The sequence below is a fragment of the Acidithiobacillus sp. genome (assembly GCF_023256195.1).
In the GTDB taxonomy this organism is placed as follows: Bacteria; Pseudomonadota; Gammaproteobacteria; order Acidithiobacillales; family Acidithiobacillaceae; genus Acidithiobacillus_A.
Genome location: NZ_JAGDWX010000012.1, coordinates 14,975 through 29,936, shown reverse-complemented (window position 1 = coordinate 29,936; position 14,962 = coordinate 14,975). Strand labels below are relative to the sequence as shown.

Sequence of the window (14,962 nt, the reverse complement as noted above, 5' to 3'; positions counted from 1 at the left end):
CTTTACGCCCGGCTCGTCCTAGGCGAAATCCCAGGACTCTTCACTGCGATCCAGCTCGGCCCGCAACTTGCGCAGATACTGCCACTCCTGCAGGGCGCCGGCCAGAGCCTCATTGCCACCCTCGACTACCGCAAGATTTTGAGCCACCTGCTGCTGCAAACGCTGCTCATCTTCGGCGATCTGCCTGCGCAAGGCATCCAGGGCCGCCTGGTCGCGCGCTTCGCTGATGGCTTCCAGCTGCTCCCGGAGCTCCATCTGCCGCATGAGGAGCTCCGGATCGCGAATGCTACCCTGGGCTTCGCTAAGGGCTGAGCGTCCGTAGCGGCGCGCGAACAGATAGTCGGCGCGGCGCAAGGGATCCCCAAGCACCGCCGCCGCTTCATTGATCCGCGTGCTCCATTCCAGCGAGCGACGCTGCAAGGATGCCGGAGCCTGGGCAAAACGGTCGGGATGGAGCCGCCGCTGCAGCTCCACGGCGCGCGTGCGCAGGTCCGTCCCATCCAGGTCGTAGGATTCACCGAGCCCTAGAACGGCAAAGAGGCTGCAGGAGGGATCAAAGGGCAGCAGGGCACCGCAGGCGGGACAAAGCACGCTACAGGGAGCGTACTCGGCCCCGCACTGAGAACAGTGGAGCACGGCCATCAGGTCGTGAAACTCTCGCCGCAACCACAGGTGTTCTTGACATTGGGGTTGTTGAAGCGAAAGCCCTGATTCAGACCCTCCCGGGTGAAATCCAGCTCCGTCCCGTCCAGATAGATCAGGCTTTTGGGATCCACGAAGAGTCGTACGTCCTCGTGGCTGAACACCCGATCCTCGGGCCTTGGCTCGTCCACGAACTCCATCACGTAGGAAAGGCCCGAGCAACCGCTGGTCTTGACCCCGATGCGGATACCCTGTCCCTTGCCGCGTTTGGCGAGGCTGCGACGCACCTGATCGGCAGCCCGTTCCGTCATGACGATGGCCATGGCCTTACCTCAGTGACTCGCGGCTTCAGCGGCGACGCTGTGATTTTCGGCAGCACCCCCGTGCTTCTGGAGGTAGTCCTGCACCGCGGCCTTGATGGCATCCTCCGCCAGCACCGAGCAGTGGATCTTCACGGGAGGGAGCTCCAGCTCCTCGGCGATCTGACTGTTCTTGATGGTCATGGCCTCGTCCAGGGTCTTGCCCTTCACCCACTCGGTCACCAAGGACGACGAGGCAATGGCAGAACCGCAACCGTAGGTCTTGAAGCGGGCGTCCTCGATGATGCCCTGCTCGTTCACCCGGATCTGCAGACGCATGACGTCACCACAGGCTGGCGCGCCCACCATGCCGGTGCCAACGGACTCATCGCCCTTGTCGAAACTCCCGACATTGCGCGGATTCTCATAATGATCGATGACTTTTTCACTGTAGGCCATGGTAATTCACTCCTTTCTCGATTCCGATCTTGCGACGGGCAAAAAGCTCAGTGCGCCGCCCACTGAATACTGTTGAGGTCGATACCTTCCTGATGCATCTCCCATAGTGGCGAGAGCTCACGCAGCTTGCCCACCTTGGCGGCAATGAGTTCGATGGTGGTATCGATCTCTTCCTCGGTGGTGTAGCGACCGATGCCGAAGCGTATGGAGCTGTGGGCCAGCTCATCGGACTTGCCCAGCGCCCGCAATACGTAGGAGGGCTCGAGACTCGCCGAGGTGCAGGCAGAACCACTGGATACCGCAATCCCCTTTAGAGCCATCAGTAGCGACTCGCCTTCCACGAAGGCAAAGCTCACATTGAGATTGTGTGGTACCCGGTGCTCCATGTCACCGTTGACATAGACCTCCTCCACCCGCTCCTGGATACCATGCCAAAGCCGGTCGCGCAGTTGCCGAATACGGCGGGAGTCGCTTTCCATGGACTGCACCGCCAGTTCCGCTGCCGCCCCCATGCCGACGATCTGATGCGTCGGCAGGGTGCCGGAGCGCATGCCGCGCTCGTGACCGCCACCGTGGATCTGCGCCTCTACCCGCACCCGCGGTTTGCGCCGCACGTAGAGGGCGCCGATACCCTTGGGACCGTAGATCTTGTGCCCTGACAGGCTCATGAGATCGGCGTGGATAGCCTCCACGTCCACGGGCACCTTGCCCAGGGCCTGGACGGCATCGACGTGGAAGAGGATCTTCCGCTCCCGCAGGATGCGACCGATCTCCTCCATGGGCTGAATGACGCCGATCTCGTTGTTCACGAACAGCACGGAGGCGAGAATGGTGTCTGGACGCAGAGCTGCGACGAAAGCGTCGAGATCCACCAGACCATTCTCCTGCACATCCAAATAGGTCACCTCGAAACCCTCGCGCTCCAACTGGCGGCAGGTGTCCAAAGTCGCCTTGTGTTCGGTACGCAGCGTAATGAGGTGCTTGCCCTTGCCGGAATAGAAATGGGCCGCACCCTTCAGGGCCAGGTTGGTCGACTCCGTCGCGCCCGATGTCCAGACGATTTCCTTGGGGTCGGCGTGGATGGCATCGGCCACCTGCTGCCGCGCCCGCTCCACCGCCTCCTCGGCGGTCCAGCCGTAGCTGTGCGAGCGGCTCGCCGGATTGCCGAATTCCTGGGTCAGGTAGGGCAGCATCTGCTCGAGGACCAGCGGGTCCACCGGCGTGGTCGATTGATAGTCGAGATAGATGGGACGTTGCTGCTGGATGCTTTCCAGCGACTGCATCTTCCAATCCGACAGGGACTTGACCTGATTCATCGTCACATTCTCCTCAACCGTGTAGGGGCTCACTGGGTCGGACACGCGCCGTCAGGCGCATCGGAGCGGCCACTTGTTGCTCCTTGCGCCGCTGCTCTTCCACCAATTGAGCCAGGGTGATGCCACCCAGAAAATCCGCTATCCGCTGCCCCAGAGCTTCCCAGAGATCGTGGGTCAGACACTGCTGGCCTTCGCCTTTGCAACACTGCACCGGATCGCCGCCACACTGGGTGGTGTGGATAGATTCGTTGACCGCCTCGACGATCTGGGTCAAGGGAATTTCTGCCCTAGGATCGGCAAGGCGATAACCACCACCGGGGCCACGCACGCTCTCGACCAGCCCCCGCCGGCGCAGCCGACCAAAAAGCTGCTCCAGATAGGCCACCGAGATCTGCTGTCTCTGCGAGATATCGGCGACGGTCACCACCCCACTCTCTTGGTGCAGGGCCAGATCGAGCATCGCAGTGACCGCGTAGCGGCCTTTGGTCGTCAATTTCATTGCTTCACCTCACTCTGGGAGCATCCTACTAATTCCTACTGAATTAGTCAACTATTCCGGGCCGAGGTTCAATCCCTCGTCCCGGCCCCGGTTGCATCCTCGTCCAAGGCGCAGTGCAGCTCCTCCACGGCAATATTGCCGGCGCTGGGCTGCAGACGCTGCAGGGCCTCCCGCAGCTGGGCAATCTCGGCATCCTGCCGGTGCATGTGCTCCAGCATGCACTCCACCGCCCGTGCCACCGGATCGGGCATCTGGCCACTGAGGCCATAGGCGTCGAACTGCGCCGATCCACCCCCTTTGGTGACAACTCGACCGGGCACACCGACGACGGTGGCACCGGCGGGCACGTCCTTGACCACCACGGCATTGGAGCCGATCCGAGCGCCGTCGCCGACGTGGATGGGACCGAGGACCTTGGCGCCGGCTCCGACGATCACCCCCCGCCCGAGGGTGGGATGCCGCTTGCCGGGCTGCCAGGAAGTCCCACCGAGGGTGACGCCGTGGTAGAGGGTACAGTCGTCGCCGATTTCGGCCGTTTCGCCGATGACGACCCCCATGCCGTGGTCGATGAAGAAGGCTTTGCCAATGACCGCGCCGGGGTGAATCTCGATGCCCGTGGCCCAGCGTCCAAAGGCCGAGAGCAGGCGCGCCGGCAGGCGCCAGCCGCGCACCCACAGGGCGTGTGCCAGACGATAGACCAGCAGGGCATGCACGCCCGGATAGGTCAGCAGGATCTCCAGGCGCGTGCGCGCCGCCGGGTCGCGGGCAAAGATGGCATTCATTTCCTCACGCCAGCTACCGCCCATGTGTCTTCATCCCCCTACTGCGCTTTTTGCCCCGTATCATCCCGGCATTAGAGACGATGCTCGTCCTGCTTGTCCACCTGCCCGGCCCAGCGTTCCACCTCGGTGAGGATACCGCGCAGGATATAAACCTCGTTGAGGTCGGGCTGCGCCCGGTCGAAGAGCCGGCGCAGGCGCCGCATCATGTGCGCCTCTCGCGGCGCCTGCAGGAAACCCGCCTGACGCAGCACCCGACGCAGATGCCCATAGAAACCCTCCATGGCGGCACGAGGTGCCGCAGCCTCCGACACGCCTGGGGATGATGGGAAGACCGCCGCCCGCTGCGCCAGCAGCAGCTCATAGGCCAGGATCTGCACCGCCTGGGCGAGGTTGAGAGAGCGATAGACCTCGGCCGTCGGGATCTGGATCAGGCATTGACAGAGGTCCAGCTCGTCATTGCTGAGCCCCGCACGCTCGTTACCAAAAAGGATGGCCACCGGCGCATGGGCGCCCAGCGCCACGATCTGCGCCGCCGCCGGACGCGCCTCGAGCTGCGGCCAGGCAATATGCCGATCGCGAGCGGTGGTCCCGTAGACCCGTTGGCAGTCCGCCACCGCCGTGGACAGATCGTCGTGAATCTCGGCGCGCTCCAGCAGATCCTCGGCGCCCGAGGCCAGCGCCGTCGCCTGGGGGTCGGGGAAACGCTGGGGGCGCACCAGGATCAAACGCTCCAGACCCATGACCTTCATGGCACGGGCAGCGGAGCCGATATTGCCGGGGTGGCTGGTTTCCACCAGAACGATGCGCAGATCGGGCGCCACGGACGTCTTTTCGTGCAGGAGCGCCGCTTCTTCCTTATACTCAGTCATGCATTCACCATCCCCAGCCAGCGGAGTCTTCATGCAACACCCTATTCTCGTTACGGCCGTACGCGCTGCACGCAAGGCGGGCGACATCATCAATCGGGCCATCGACCGGGTCAACGAGATTCAGGTGTCCAGCAAAGGGCACAACGATTTTGTCACCGAGATCGACCAACGCTGCGAAGCCGTCATCGTCGAGACCATTCAGCGCGCTTATCCCGACCACGGCATCCTCGGCGAAGAAGGCGCTCGTGTCAGCGATCGCGACTACGAGTGGATCATCGATCCTTTGGACGGCACCACCAATTTCATTCACGCCGTGCCCACCCTCTGTGTCTCCATCGGAGTGCGCCACTTCGATCGCCTGGAGCACGCCGTCATCTACGACCCCCTGCGCAACGAACTCTTTACGGCCAGTCGTGGCGGCGGAGCCCACCTGAACGATCGCCGCATCCGGGTATCGGCCCAGCGCGATCTGGATCCGAGCCTCATTGCCACCGGCTTCCCCTTTCGGGATTTCAGCTACCTGGACGACTACCTGGCCATTTTCAAGGACCTGATGCAGCATACCGCCGGCCTGCGCAGGGCTGGCTCCGCGGCTCTGGATCTGGCTTATGTCGCCGCCGGGCGCTACGACGGCTTTTTCGAGTTTCGCCTCAAACCCTGGGATATGGCCGCTGGCGCTCTGCTCGTGCAGGAGGCCGGAGGGGTCGCCACGGACTTCCAGGGCGAACAAGGCTTCTTTGCCTCGGGCAACATCGTTGCCGGTAACATCAAGATTCATGCCCAATTGCTCGGCACTATCCAGAAGCATCTCGACCGTTCTCGCGCCCCGACCTGAGGCTTCCATCCCGGCCCATGGCCAGGCTCCGCGATCCCACCCAGTGTCGCGCGAATTGGCGCGCCACCCGACCGCTGCGGGAACCGCGCTGCAGCGACCAGCGCAGGGCCTCGTCGCGCCAGAGCACGCCGTCGGCGGTGCTGCCCAGAAGGCGCAGGTGCTCGGCGACGATCTGCAGATAGCGCTCCTGGTCAAAGGGGTAGAAGCCGAGCCACAGTCCGAACCGCTCCGATAGACTGATCTTCTCTTCGGCGGTCTCCCCCGGGATGATCTCTTCGCCGTGGCGGTGGTATTCCTCGTTGTCGGCAAAGTGGCGCGGCAACAGGTGGCGACGGTTGCTGGTGGCGTAGAGCAGAACGTTGTCGGGACGTGCCTCTATCCCCCCATCCAGTAGCGACTTGAGGGCCTTGTAGGCCGGATCCTCGCTGCCGAAGGAAAGGTCGTCGCAGAAGAGGATGAAACGGTAGCGGGAATCGGGGTCGGCCTGCTCCAGTGCGGCCAGGATCTCCGGCAGGTCGAGGATGCCGGCAGCGTCCAGCTCCACCAGCCGCAGGCCGCTCTGGTGGAAGGCTCCCAGCAAGGCTTTCACCAGGGAGGATTTGCCGGTTCCACGCCCACCCCAGAGCAAGGCGTCGTTGGCCGGCAATCCCGCGACGAACTGCCGGGTATTTTCCAGTAGCGTCGCCTTCGCCTCGTCGATGCCCAGCAGGCTGTCCAAGGCAGGCAGATCGGCACGTCGCACCGCCTCCAGATACCCGCCCCAAGGCCGATGACGCCAACGCGCGGCAATGCTGACGGCAAAATCGGGTCCCGACCGGGTTCCCTGCCCTCCCAGACTGTGCGCAAGCAATTCCAGAAGCTCCGGACCTTCCACTGGGCAAACCCTCCCTGCTGTGCTCAAATACCTGCGTTAACCCTACAGCGAATCGCGGTGCCATGAAACTCCTGGTCGACTTTCTACCCATCATTCTCTTTTTCGTCGCCTACAAGATCCACGGCATCTACACCGCGACGGAGGTGCTCATCGTCGCGTCCGTCCTGCTGATGCTATGGCAGTGGCGGCGCCAGGGTCGGGTGGAGACCATGACCTGGATCTCCACACTGCTGGTTCTGGTATTCGGCGGTCTGACGATTTACCTGCACAACGATCTTTTCATCAAGTGGAAACCCAGCATCCTCTATTTGCTCTTTGCCGCCGCGCTGCTCTTCACGCATTGGCGCGACCAGCCCCTGCTCCAGCGTCTCATGGGCGCGCAGCTGCCAGCGGCCCTGCCGGGGGCGTTCTGGCGCCGCCTCAATGCCTATTGGATTGCCTTCTTTGTCTTCGGCGCTGCGCTGAACCTGGTCGTCGCCTACACCTTGCCCACCAGCCTTTGGGTGGACTTCAAACTCTTTGGCCTGCTGGCCCTGACCGTGATATTCGTGGTCTTCCAGGCCGTGCTCATCTCTCGCGCCTTGCCCGCCGAGAGCAGCGACGGCAGCAATTCCTAGGGACACTCTCGAGGGGATCGCGCGACCGGACCCTGTGCTACCATAGACCCGATATCCCACTGCGCTGGAACGCACACCATGTACTACTGCATCATCGGCATCGATAACCCCAACTCGCTCAGCAAGAGGGCGTCCGCCCGTGCCGATCACCTGGCCCGCCTGCACCAGCTACAGGCCGAGGGTCGGCTGTTGACGGCGGGGCCCTTCCCGGCGGTAGACCGGGACGACCCCGGTGCCGCCGGTTACCTGGGCAGTCTCATCGTCGCCCGCTTCGATTCCCTGGAAGAGGCCCAGCACTGGGCTGCGGCGGAACCCTATCTCGCTGCCGGCGTCTATGCCGATGTCAGCGTCCGTCCTTACAAGGTGGTATTCCCATGAGCAAAACCCTTCTGGAAACGGCCCTGCGCGAGGCTCTGGCGCCGGAGGTCCTGGAGATCCGCGACCGCACGGAGGCGCACGCCGATCACAGCGGCGCCAGCGAGGGCGGGCACTACGAGCTGACCGTCGTCAGCCGCCGTTTCGAGGGCCTGCCCCTGCTGGACCGACATCGCCTCGTCTACGATGCCAGCGCCAAGGTTCCCCAGATCCACGCCTTGGCCATCCGCGCCTGGACTCCGCAAGAGCATGCCGAGCGGGCTGCCCACCGCGGCGCCGGACGCGGCCGTCCGGTGATACTCTGAAGCACGCGTCCGCCACGCGCTGAACATGGCCGGGGAAAGTTTCGTCCGCCATTTTCGGGAATCTTCGCCCTACATTCATCGTTTCCGCGGCCAGATCTTTGTCATCAACTTCGGTGGCGATGCCATTGCCGATGGCAGCGTCGCCGGCATCGCTCAGGATCTCGCCCTGCTCAACAGTCTCGGGGTGAGTCTCGTGCTGGTGCATGGCGCCGGGCCGCAGATCGATGCCGCCCTGGCACGCCAGGGCTTGGAATCGCAACGGGTGGGCGGCCACCGGATCACCACCGCGGCCAACATGGCGGCGCTGCGCGAGGCGGTGGGCGGTGCCCGTCTGGAGGTGGAGGCTATTCTCTCGGAGGGGCGACTGGACTCGCCCATGGCCCACGCCGGCCTGGAGGTGACGGGAGGCAATTTCGTCATTGCCCGCCCCCTGGGTATCCTCGATGGCGTCGACTATCAGTACACCGGTGCCGTGCGCCGCGTCGCTGTGGAGGCCATGCGCCGGCATCTGGATGCCGACGAGGTGATCCTGCTCTCACCGGTAGGCGTGTCACCCACCGGGACCCTGTTCAACATCCGCGCCGAGGATGTCGCCGTCGCCGCAGCCACTGCCCTGCAGGCCGCCAAACTCATCTTCTACACGGACGCCCCTGGCGTGGTGGACGAGAACGGCCAGCTCGTTCGGCAGATCACCCTCTCGGAGATCGATCGCTTCCTCGGCATCCCCCAGGCAGACGCCGCCGTCCTCGAGCATCTGCATAGCGCCCGCCGCGTCTGTACGGAAGGTGTGGACCGGGTCCACCTCATCCCGCGGCGGGTAGATGGCGCCCTGCTGCGGGAACTGTTCACCCGCGATGGCCTGGGCACGATGCTGTCCCGAGATCCCTTCGAGCATCTGCGCGAGGCGAGGATCGAGGACATTCCCGGCATCCTCGCCCTCATCCGTCCCATGGAAGAGGCAGGCATCCTCGTGCGACGCAGTCGCGAGCGCCTGGAGCAGGAAGTGGACCGCTTCATCGTCATGGAGCGGGATGGCAAGATCATCGCCTGCGTGGCCCTCTATCCCTACCCGGAGTTCGGCATGGCGGAAATGGCCTGTCTTGCGGTGGACGATGCCTATCGCCGCCAGGGCCGCGGCGAGGCCTTGCTGGAGTATTGTCTATTGCAGGCGCGCCAGCAGGGTCTGCAGCGCCTCTTCGTCCTCAGCACCCAGAGCAGTCATTGGTTTCTGGAGAGAGCCTTTCAGCGGGCCGACATCGCCGACCTACCCATGCCGCGCCAGGCCCTGTACAACCTGCAACGGCGCAGCGCCGTATTCATCCGCTCCGTGGACGAGGACTGAGGGGACGGGCTACGCGCCAGACGCGGGGGAGTGCTTCAGTCCTCGTCGTCGACCAGAGATGCTGCACCGGCGGATGTCGAGGCCTCGGCCCGCGACCCCGATGCGGTGGTATCCGTTTCGACATCGCCGCCACGATGTTCCGGCGCGCCCTGCTGAAGCGTGCTCGACTCCGCCGCGTTGCGTCCCACCTGTCCCATGGGCAGCGGCCGGCCATCGTAACGATAGGGCACGGAGCAGCGCTTGGCGACAAAGCCGCCCCGCTCCATCTCACTGGGTTCCAGGTCAAATTCCAGCACGATGTCGCGGCTCGGGAGATCGGACACGTCCAAATCGCGAGGTAAATCGGAGATATGCAGAAAGGCCGAGGCGTAGGGCGACTCTTCTTGACGGGTATCCGTGACCCACAGGCGGTCGGATATCTGGCGCAGAAAACGCACAAAACCGAAGCCGCGATCTTCCTCCCAGCGTGTGCAGATACCGCGTATGCGCGAGCCGAATTCGCCCCAGGCCACCCGCGTGTCGCCGCGCACCGGCAGGAGCCCTGGAATCAGAAAACCGGAGTAGAAGGCATCGGCCTCGTGCTGCAGGTCGCGAGAGACGTTGCGAAAGGCCAGCACCTCGACCCGGCAGCCACGGTTTTGCAGGGCCCGCACCACCTGCAGAAAATCGCCATCGCCAGTAACCAGAAGCACCTGGTCCAGGCGCTCGGACTGGAGCATGACATCCACCGCCAGATCCAGGTCGGCATTGGCCTTGGACAGGCGATTGCCCTCCTCGTCCGTAAACCAGCGCACCGGCTTCTCGATGATCTTCCACCCCAGATCGCGCACGGCCTGCTGATAGCCGCGGATGCCGTCGCGATAGTCCGGATCCCGCCGCAGGCGCTCTTCGTCGATGGCCATGTAGGTATTGAGGCGCAGCAGGCGGGCATCGTCGCCGCGCCCGGCAAAGCGTCGCAGCACGTCGTAGCGCATGGCGTAGCCGCCGTTGTAGCGGATGTTTTCGGCGTCCACATAGACGCCGATACCCTGTCGCGATTGACCACCCATGAAAACTCAGGACTCCAGCACGGCGCCCATGGCGGCATTGGTGACCAGCTTGCGGTAGCGCCGCAGCCAGGGCGATCGCAGCGGTTTTTCCACAGGCTGCCAGTGGCTACGCCGCTGCGCCAGCTCGGCCTCGCTCAGACGTACGTCGATCTTGCCGGCATCGAGATCCAGATCGATGATGTCGCCATTCTGGATGAGGGCGATGGGGCCGCCCTCGGCGGCCTCTGGCGAGATGTGGCCGATGCAGGCGCCGCGGGTGGCACCACTGAAGCGGCCATCGGTGATCAGGGCCACCGACTCCCCCAGACCCATGCCCATGATGTTGGCCGTCGGCGTCAGCATCTCGGGCATGCCAGGGCCACCCTTGGGCCCTTCGTAGCGGATCACTACCACGTCGCCGGGCTGCACCTGACCTGCCAGAATCCCCTCGGAGGCCGACTCCATACTCTCGAAGACCCTGGCCGGACCGCTGAATTGACGCATCGCCGGCAGGACGGCGCCCACCTTGACGATACTGCCTTGGGGCGCGAGATTGCCGAACAATACCCGCAAACCGCCCGTCGGCGAGAAGGGTTCTGTGGCGAGGCGAATGATCTTGCTATCCTTGACCCGAGCCGACTCGACGATCTCGCGCAGGGTCTGACCGCTGACGGTGGGCTTATCCAGGTGCAGAACCTTGGGATTGCGGACGTGGACCTCGTGCAGAATGGCCGGAATGCCGCCGGCGCGGCCGATATCCTCGATGTGCACCGTAGACAGAGCCGGCGAGACCTTGGCCAGATAGGCGACCTGCTGCGCCAGCTCGTTGAGGCGGGCCAAGGGAAAATCCACGCCCGCTTCCCGCGCCAGAGCCAGGGTGTGCAGCACGGTGTTGGTCGATCCGCCCATGGCCATATCGAGGATGAAGGCATTGTCGATGGCCTCGAAATCCACCATCTGCCGCATGGTCGGCCCACCCGCCTTGGCCAGGATAACGACCCGCTCTGCGGCCCGTCGCACCAGATCCCGGCGCGCGCTGGCGGTAGCCAGAATGGTGCCGTTACCGGGCAAGGCCACCCCCAGCACCTCCATGAGACAGTTCATGCTGTTGGCCGTAAACATACCGGAACAGGACCCACAGGTGGGACAGGCCTTGTCCTCGATCTCCTTGAGTCGCTCGGCATCGATCTGACCGCGTTTGAACTGACCCACGGCCTCGAAGGCCGTGACCAGATCGATGGGCGTACCGTCCGCCAGATGGCCCGCCTCCATGGGCCCGCCGGAGACGAAGACCGTCGGCACATCGCAGCGGATCGCGCCCATGAGCATGCCGGGCACGATCTTGTCGCAATTGGGGATACAGATCAGAGCGTCCAGGTGGTGAGCCTGAACCACCGTCTCGATGGAATCCGCGATGAGTTCCCGGCTGGGCAAAGAGTACCGCATTCCATCGTGACCCATGATGATGCCGTCGTCCACACCGATGGTGTTGAACTCGAAGGGCACCCCTCCCGCCGCGCGGATGGCCTCCTTCACGATACGCCCGAACTCCTGCAGGTGCACGTGGCCCGGAATGATGTCGATGTAGGAGTTGGCCACGCCGATGAAGGGTTTGTCCATATCCGCATCGGTCACCCCGCAGGCTTTCAGCAAGGAGCGATGGGGAGTTCTTTCAAAACCTTTTTTGATGGTATCGGAACGCATGGGTACCTCATGGCGGAATGCGGGCCCGATGCCCGCTGGAGAGTAGAGAACTTGCGTGCTGGAGGATTGTAACGAGGGCTTCGCGTCACCGCAAAAAACACGGGCCCGGCGAGCGGCTCAGCGGCGCGCCTGACCGCTGCGCCGCGCGGCCGCCGCGACGGCACCCGAGACCCGCTCCCGCAAGCGCGGGTCCAGAGCCTTGGGGATGATGTACTCGGGCCCGAAACACAGACTGTCGGGGTCGAGGTCGTAGGCAGCGAGCACCGTGTCGCTGACGGGCTCGCGGGCGAGATCGGCCAAGGCATCCACGGCCGCCAGCAACATCCCAGTGTCGATGCGGCGCGCCCGACAGTCCAAGGCGCCGCGAAAGAGGTAAGGGAAACCCAGAGCGTTGTTCACCTGATTGGGCAGATCCGAGCGACCGGTAGCGATGATGGCATCGGGACGCAACTGCCGGACCCGTCGCGGGTCCACCTCCGGATCCGGGTTGGCCAGCGCAAACACCACCGGCCGCGGTGCCAGCATCGGCAGACAGGCTTCGGGAATCGCCCCGCGCACGGCCACACCGATGACGACATCGGCATCCTTGAGCATCTCGGCCAAGGTCCAGTCATCGGGCGCCACTGCGAGCGCCTCGTGCCACTTACTCAGATCCTTCCGTCCTCGATGCAGGACGCCATGCACATCGCTCAGGAAACATCGCTGAACGCCCATGGAACGCAGCATGTTGGCAATGGCAACGCCCGCCGCTCCGGCGCCGACGATGGCCACCTTTACGGATTCCATGCTTTTCTCTTGAAGGATCAGGGCATTGCGCAAGGCCGCCGCGACGATGACAGCTGTGCCGTGTTGATCGTCGTGGAACACCGGGATATCCAGGCGTTCCTGCAAGGCCTCTTCCACCCGAAAGCAGTCCGGGGCTGCGATATCCTCGAGATTGATGCCGCCGAAACCCGGTGCGATGGCAGCGACCACCTCGATGAGCTGCTCGGCGTCCCGTGCGTCTACCTCGATATCGAAGGCGTCGATACCGGCAAAATGCTTGAAGAGCACGGCCTTGCCTTCCATGACCGGCTTGCCCGCCAGCGGCCCCACACGCCCGAGACCCAGCACGGCCGTGCCGTTGGTCACCACGGCAACGAGATTGCCCTTGGCGGTGTAGTCATAGGCGAGCTCGGGGTCCCGAGCAATCTCGCGAACCGGCGCCGCCACTCCCGGGGTATAAGCCAGAGACAACTGCCCTTGGGTACTACAGGGCTTGGTGACCTCGATGGCGAGCTTACCGCTTGGGGCCTGTGCGTGGTAGGCAAGGGCTCGGGAGCGCAGCTCCTCGGCCTTCTGCGCGTCGGCCGCCCCCGTCTCGGAAACCGAGGATGGGGGCGTCTTCGCATCCGCCATTGCTTACTTGCCCGCGTTGGCGTAACGCTTGCGGAACTTCTCTACCTGTCCGGCGGCGGATACGGCCCGCTGCTTGCCCGTATAGAAAGGGTGGCACTCGGAGCACAGATCGATGTGCAGGTCGCGACCGGCGGTAGACCGCGTCTTGAAGCTGTTTCCACAGCTGCAGGTCACGGTAATTTCTGCGTATTTAGGATGAATATCGGCTTTCATGGTATAGCGCTCGTGCATTTTCAAGCTGGGCAGTATAGCCAGCGCGAGTCGGTGCGTCCAGAGCGGAGGCAATCGCGCAGGGACTCAGCGATTCATGGAGTCGTAGAATTCGGCGTTGTTCTTGGTCGCCTTGACCTTGTCCAGCAGGAACTCCATGGACTCCAGCGGATCCATGGGCGCCAGCAGCTTGCGCAGGATCCACATCTTGCTGAGGATATCTGCAGGCACCAGCAGCTCTTCGCGGCGGGTCCCGGACTTGTTGATATTGATAGCCGGATAGATCCGCTTTTCGGCCAGACGACGGTCCAAGTGCACTTCCATGTTGCCGGTGCCCTTGAACTCCTCAAAGATCACCTCGTCCATCTTGGAGCCCGTCTCCACCAGCGCCGTCGCGATGATGGTGAGACTGCCGCCCTCCTCGATATTGCGCGCCGCGCCAAAGAAGCGCTTGGGCTTCTGCAGGGCGTTGGCATCCACGCCGCCCGTCAGCACCTTGCCCGAGGATGGCACCACGGTGTTGTAGGCCCGCGCCAGACGGGTGATGGAGTCCAGCAGGATGACCACGTCGTGTTTGTGCTCCACCAGACGCTTGGCCTTCTCGAGGACGATCTCGGCCACCTGCACGTGGCGGGTGGCCGGTTCATCGAAGGTGGAGGACACCACCTCGCCCTTGACCGAACGCTGCATCTCGGTGACTTCCTCCGGCCGCTCGTCGATGAGCAGCACGATGAGGTAGCACTCCGGATGATTGGCAGTGATGGCGTGGGCGACCTGCTGCAGGAGTACCGTCTTGCCGGTCTTGGGCGGGGCGACGATGAGGCCACGCTGGCCCTTGCCGATGGGCGAGACCAGATCGATGATGCGCGGCGCGACCTCGCCGTAGGGAATATTGTCCGATTCCAGACGCAGCCGCTCTTCCGGAAAGAGCGGCGTCAGATCATCGAAGTTGACTTTGTTGCGGGTGGCGTCGGGGCCCTCGAAATTGATGCTCTCCACCTTGAGAAGGGCGAAATAGCGCTCGCCCTCCTTGGGTGGCCGGATCTGTCCGGACACCGTGTCGCCCGTCTGCAGGTGGAATCGGCGCACCTGGGAAGGGGAGACGTAAATGTCGTCCGGCCCAGCCATGTACGAGCCCGAGGCCGCCCGCAGGAAGCCAAAACCGTCCTGCAGGATCTCCAGCACCCCATCGCCGTAGATGGCATCGCCATTGCGGGCGTGGGCCTTCAGGATATTGAAGATGATTTCCTGCTTCTTGAGTCGGGAGGTCCCGTCCAGACCCATGTCCTGACAGATCACGGCGAGCTCGGCGGCGGACTTGCGCTTGAGCTCGCTCAGATTCATGGTCTTGGCCCCCGGTGCGGGGAGAAAGGCTTCCTCTTCTTCCAGGAGGATATCTTCGTTGGGA

At 63.7% G+C, this 14,962-nt stretch carries 18 protein-coding genes; 5 read left to right on the top strand and 13 right to left on the bottom strand.

Annotated features, from left to right (window positions below; genetic code table 11):
* Positions 1 to 18: 18 nt before the first annotated feature.
* The 7 genes from hscB to Q0C23_RS02000 form a co-directional block, all read right to left on the bottom strand.
* A complete protein-coding gene (gene hscB / locus Q0C23_RS02030) occupies positions 19 to 636 on the bottom strand; it encodes a Fe-S protein assembly co-chaperone HscB (RefSeq protein ID WP_291510712.1) in 618 nt (205 codons plus the stop codon).
* A 5-nt stretch (positions 637 to 641) separates the two neighbouring features.
* Positions 642 to 965, bottom strand: coding sequence for an iron-sulfur cluster assembly protein IscA (iscA, locus tag Q0C23_RS02025; protein WP_291510711.1), 324 nt, complete (start codon positions 963 to 965; stop codon positions 642 to 644).
* Between the two features lie 9 nt (positions 966 to 974).
* Positions 975 to 1,400: a Fe-S cluster assembly scaffold IscU gene (gene iscU / locus Q0C23_RS02020; RefSeq protein WP_291510710.1), complete on the bottom strand. Its 426-nt coding sequence runs from the start codon at positions 1,398 to 1,400 to the stop codon at positions 975 to 977.
* A 47-nt stretch (positions 1,401 to 1,447) separates the two neighbouring features.
* The gene (locus Q0C23_RS02015) at positions 1,448 to 2,683 is read right to left on the bottom strand and encodes an IscS subfamily cysteine desulfurase (RefSeq protein WP_367273171.1); all 1,236 of its coding nucleotides are present in this window, start codon (positions 2,681 to 2,683) and stop codon (positions 1,448 to 1,450) included.
* Positions 2,684 to 2,729: 46 nt separating this feature from the next.
* Positions 2,730 to 3,215 (bottom strand): Rrf2 family transcriptional regulator, encoded by a 486-nt coding sequence (locus tag Q0C23_RS02010; protein WP_291510708.1) that lies wholly within the window; start codon positions 3,213 to 3,215, stop codon positions 2,730 to 2,732.
* A gap of 68 nt (positions 3,216 to 3,283) precedes the next feature.
* Positions 3,284 to 4,021 carry a serine O-acetyltransferase gene (gene cysE / locus Q0C23_RS02005; protein WP_291510707.1) on the bottom strand — a complete coding sequence of 246 codons (738 nt, stop codon included), beginning with the start codon at positions 4,019 to 4,021 and terminating at the stop codon, positions 3,284 to 3,286.
* Between the two features lie 47 nt (positions 4,022 to 4,068).
* Positions 4,069 to 4,866, bottom strand: a complete 798-nt coding sequence (locus Q0C23_RS02000) for an RNA methyltransferase (protein WP_291510706.1) — start codon at positions 4,864 to 4,866, stop codon at positions 4,069 to 4,071.
* A 31-nt stretch (positions 4,867 to 4,897) separates the two neighbouring features.
* Between Q0C23_RS02000 and Q0C23_RS01995 the strand changes: the two genes are divergently transcribed.
* On the top strand, positions 4,898 to 5,701 hold the full coding sequence (locus tag Q0C23_RS01995) for an inositol monophosphatase family protein (RefSeq protein WP_291510705.1): 804 nt from the start codon (positions 4,898 to 4,900) through the stop codon (positions 5,699 to 5,701).
* Here the strand turns inward: Q0C23_RS01995 and Q0C23_RS01990 are convergent.
* Positions 5,661 to 6,575, bottom strand: coding sequence for an ATP-binding protein (locus tag Q0C23_RS01990; protein WP_291510704.1), 915 nt, complete (start codon positions 6,573 to 6,575; stop codon positions 5,661 to 5,663). The genes Q0C23_RS01995 and Q0C23_RS01990 overlap by 41 nt on opposite strands.
* A gap of 62 nt (positions 6,576 to 6,637) precedes the next feature.
* Here Q0C23_RS01990 and Q0C23_RS01985 point away from each other — a divergent pair, with 62 nt between their 5' ends.
* From Q0C23_RS01985 to argA, 4 genes are all read left to right on the top strand, one after another.
* Positions 6,638 to 7,192 (top strand): septation protein A, encoded by a 555-nt coding sequence (locus Q0C23_RS01985; protein ID WP_291510703.1) that lies wholly within the window; start codon positions 6,638 to 6,640, stop codon positions 7,190 to 7,192.
* A gap of 78 nt (positions 7,193 to 7,270) precedes the next feature.
* Entirely contained in the window at positions 7,271 to 7,570 is a 300-nt protein-coding gene (locus Q0C23_RS01980; protein ID WP_291510702.1) for a YciI family protein, read from the top strand.
* Entirely contained in the window at positions 7,567 to 7,872 is a 306-nt protein-coding gene (locus Q0C23_RS01975; RefSeq protein ID WP_291510701.1) for a BolA family transcriptional regulator, read from the top strand. Before Q0C23_RS01980 ends, Q0C23_RS01975 begins: the two co-directional genes overlap by 4 nt.
* A gap of 25 nt (positions 7,873 to 7,897) precedes the next feature.
* Entirely contained in the window at positions 7,898 to 9,214 is a 1,317-nt protein-coding gene (gene argA / locus Q0C23_RS01970; RefSeq protein WP_291510700.1) for an amino-acid N-acetyltransferase, read from the top strand.
* Positions 9,215 to 9,249: 35 nt separating this feature from the next.
* On the opposite strand, the gene Q0C23_RS01965 is transcribed toward argA, so the two are convergent.
* The 5 genes from Q0C23_RS01965 to rho all read right to left on the bottom strand — a co-directional run bounded on the left by Q0C23_RS01965 (position 9,250) and on the right by rho (position 14,898).
* The gene (locus Q0C23_RS01965; protein WP_291510699.1) at positions 9,250 to 10,263 is read right to left on the bottom strand and encodes an NYN domain-containing protein; all 1,014 of its coding nucleotides are present in this window, start codon (positions 10,261 to 10,263) and stop codon (positions 9,250 to 9,252) included.
* A 6-nt stretch (positions 10,264 to 10,269) separates the two neighbouring features.
* Entirely contained in the window at positions 10,270 to 11,946 is a 1,677-nt protein-coding gene (ilvD, locus tag Q0C23_RS01960; RefSeq protein WP_291510698.1) for a dihydroxy-acid dehydratase, read from the bottom strand.
* Between the two features lie 117 nt (positions 11,947 to 12,063).
* Positions 12,064 to 13,344, bottom strand: coding sequence for a malic enzyme-like NAD(P)-binding protein (locus Q0C23_RS01955; RefSeq protein ID WP_291510697.1), 1,281 nt, complete (start codon positions 13,342 to 13,344; stop codon positions 12,064 to 12,066).
* A 3-nt stretch (positions 13,345 to 13,347) separates the two neighbouring features.
* Positions 13,348 to 13,557, bottom strand: coding sequence for a 50S ribosomal protein L31 (gene rpmE, locus Q0C23_RS01950; RefSeq protein ID WP_291510696.1), 210 nt, complete (start codon positions 13,555 to 13,557; stop codon positions 13,348 to 13,350).
* An 84-nt stretch (positions 13,558 to 13,641) separates the two neighbouring features.
* Complete coding sequence (gene rho, locus Q0C23_RS01945) at positions 13,642 to 14,898, bottom strand: transcription termination factor Rho (RefSeq protein ID WP_291510770.1); 1,257 nt, start codon at positions 14,896 to 14,898, stop codon at positions 13,642 to 13,644.
* Between the last annotated feature and the right edge of the window lie 64 nt (positions 14,899 to 14,962).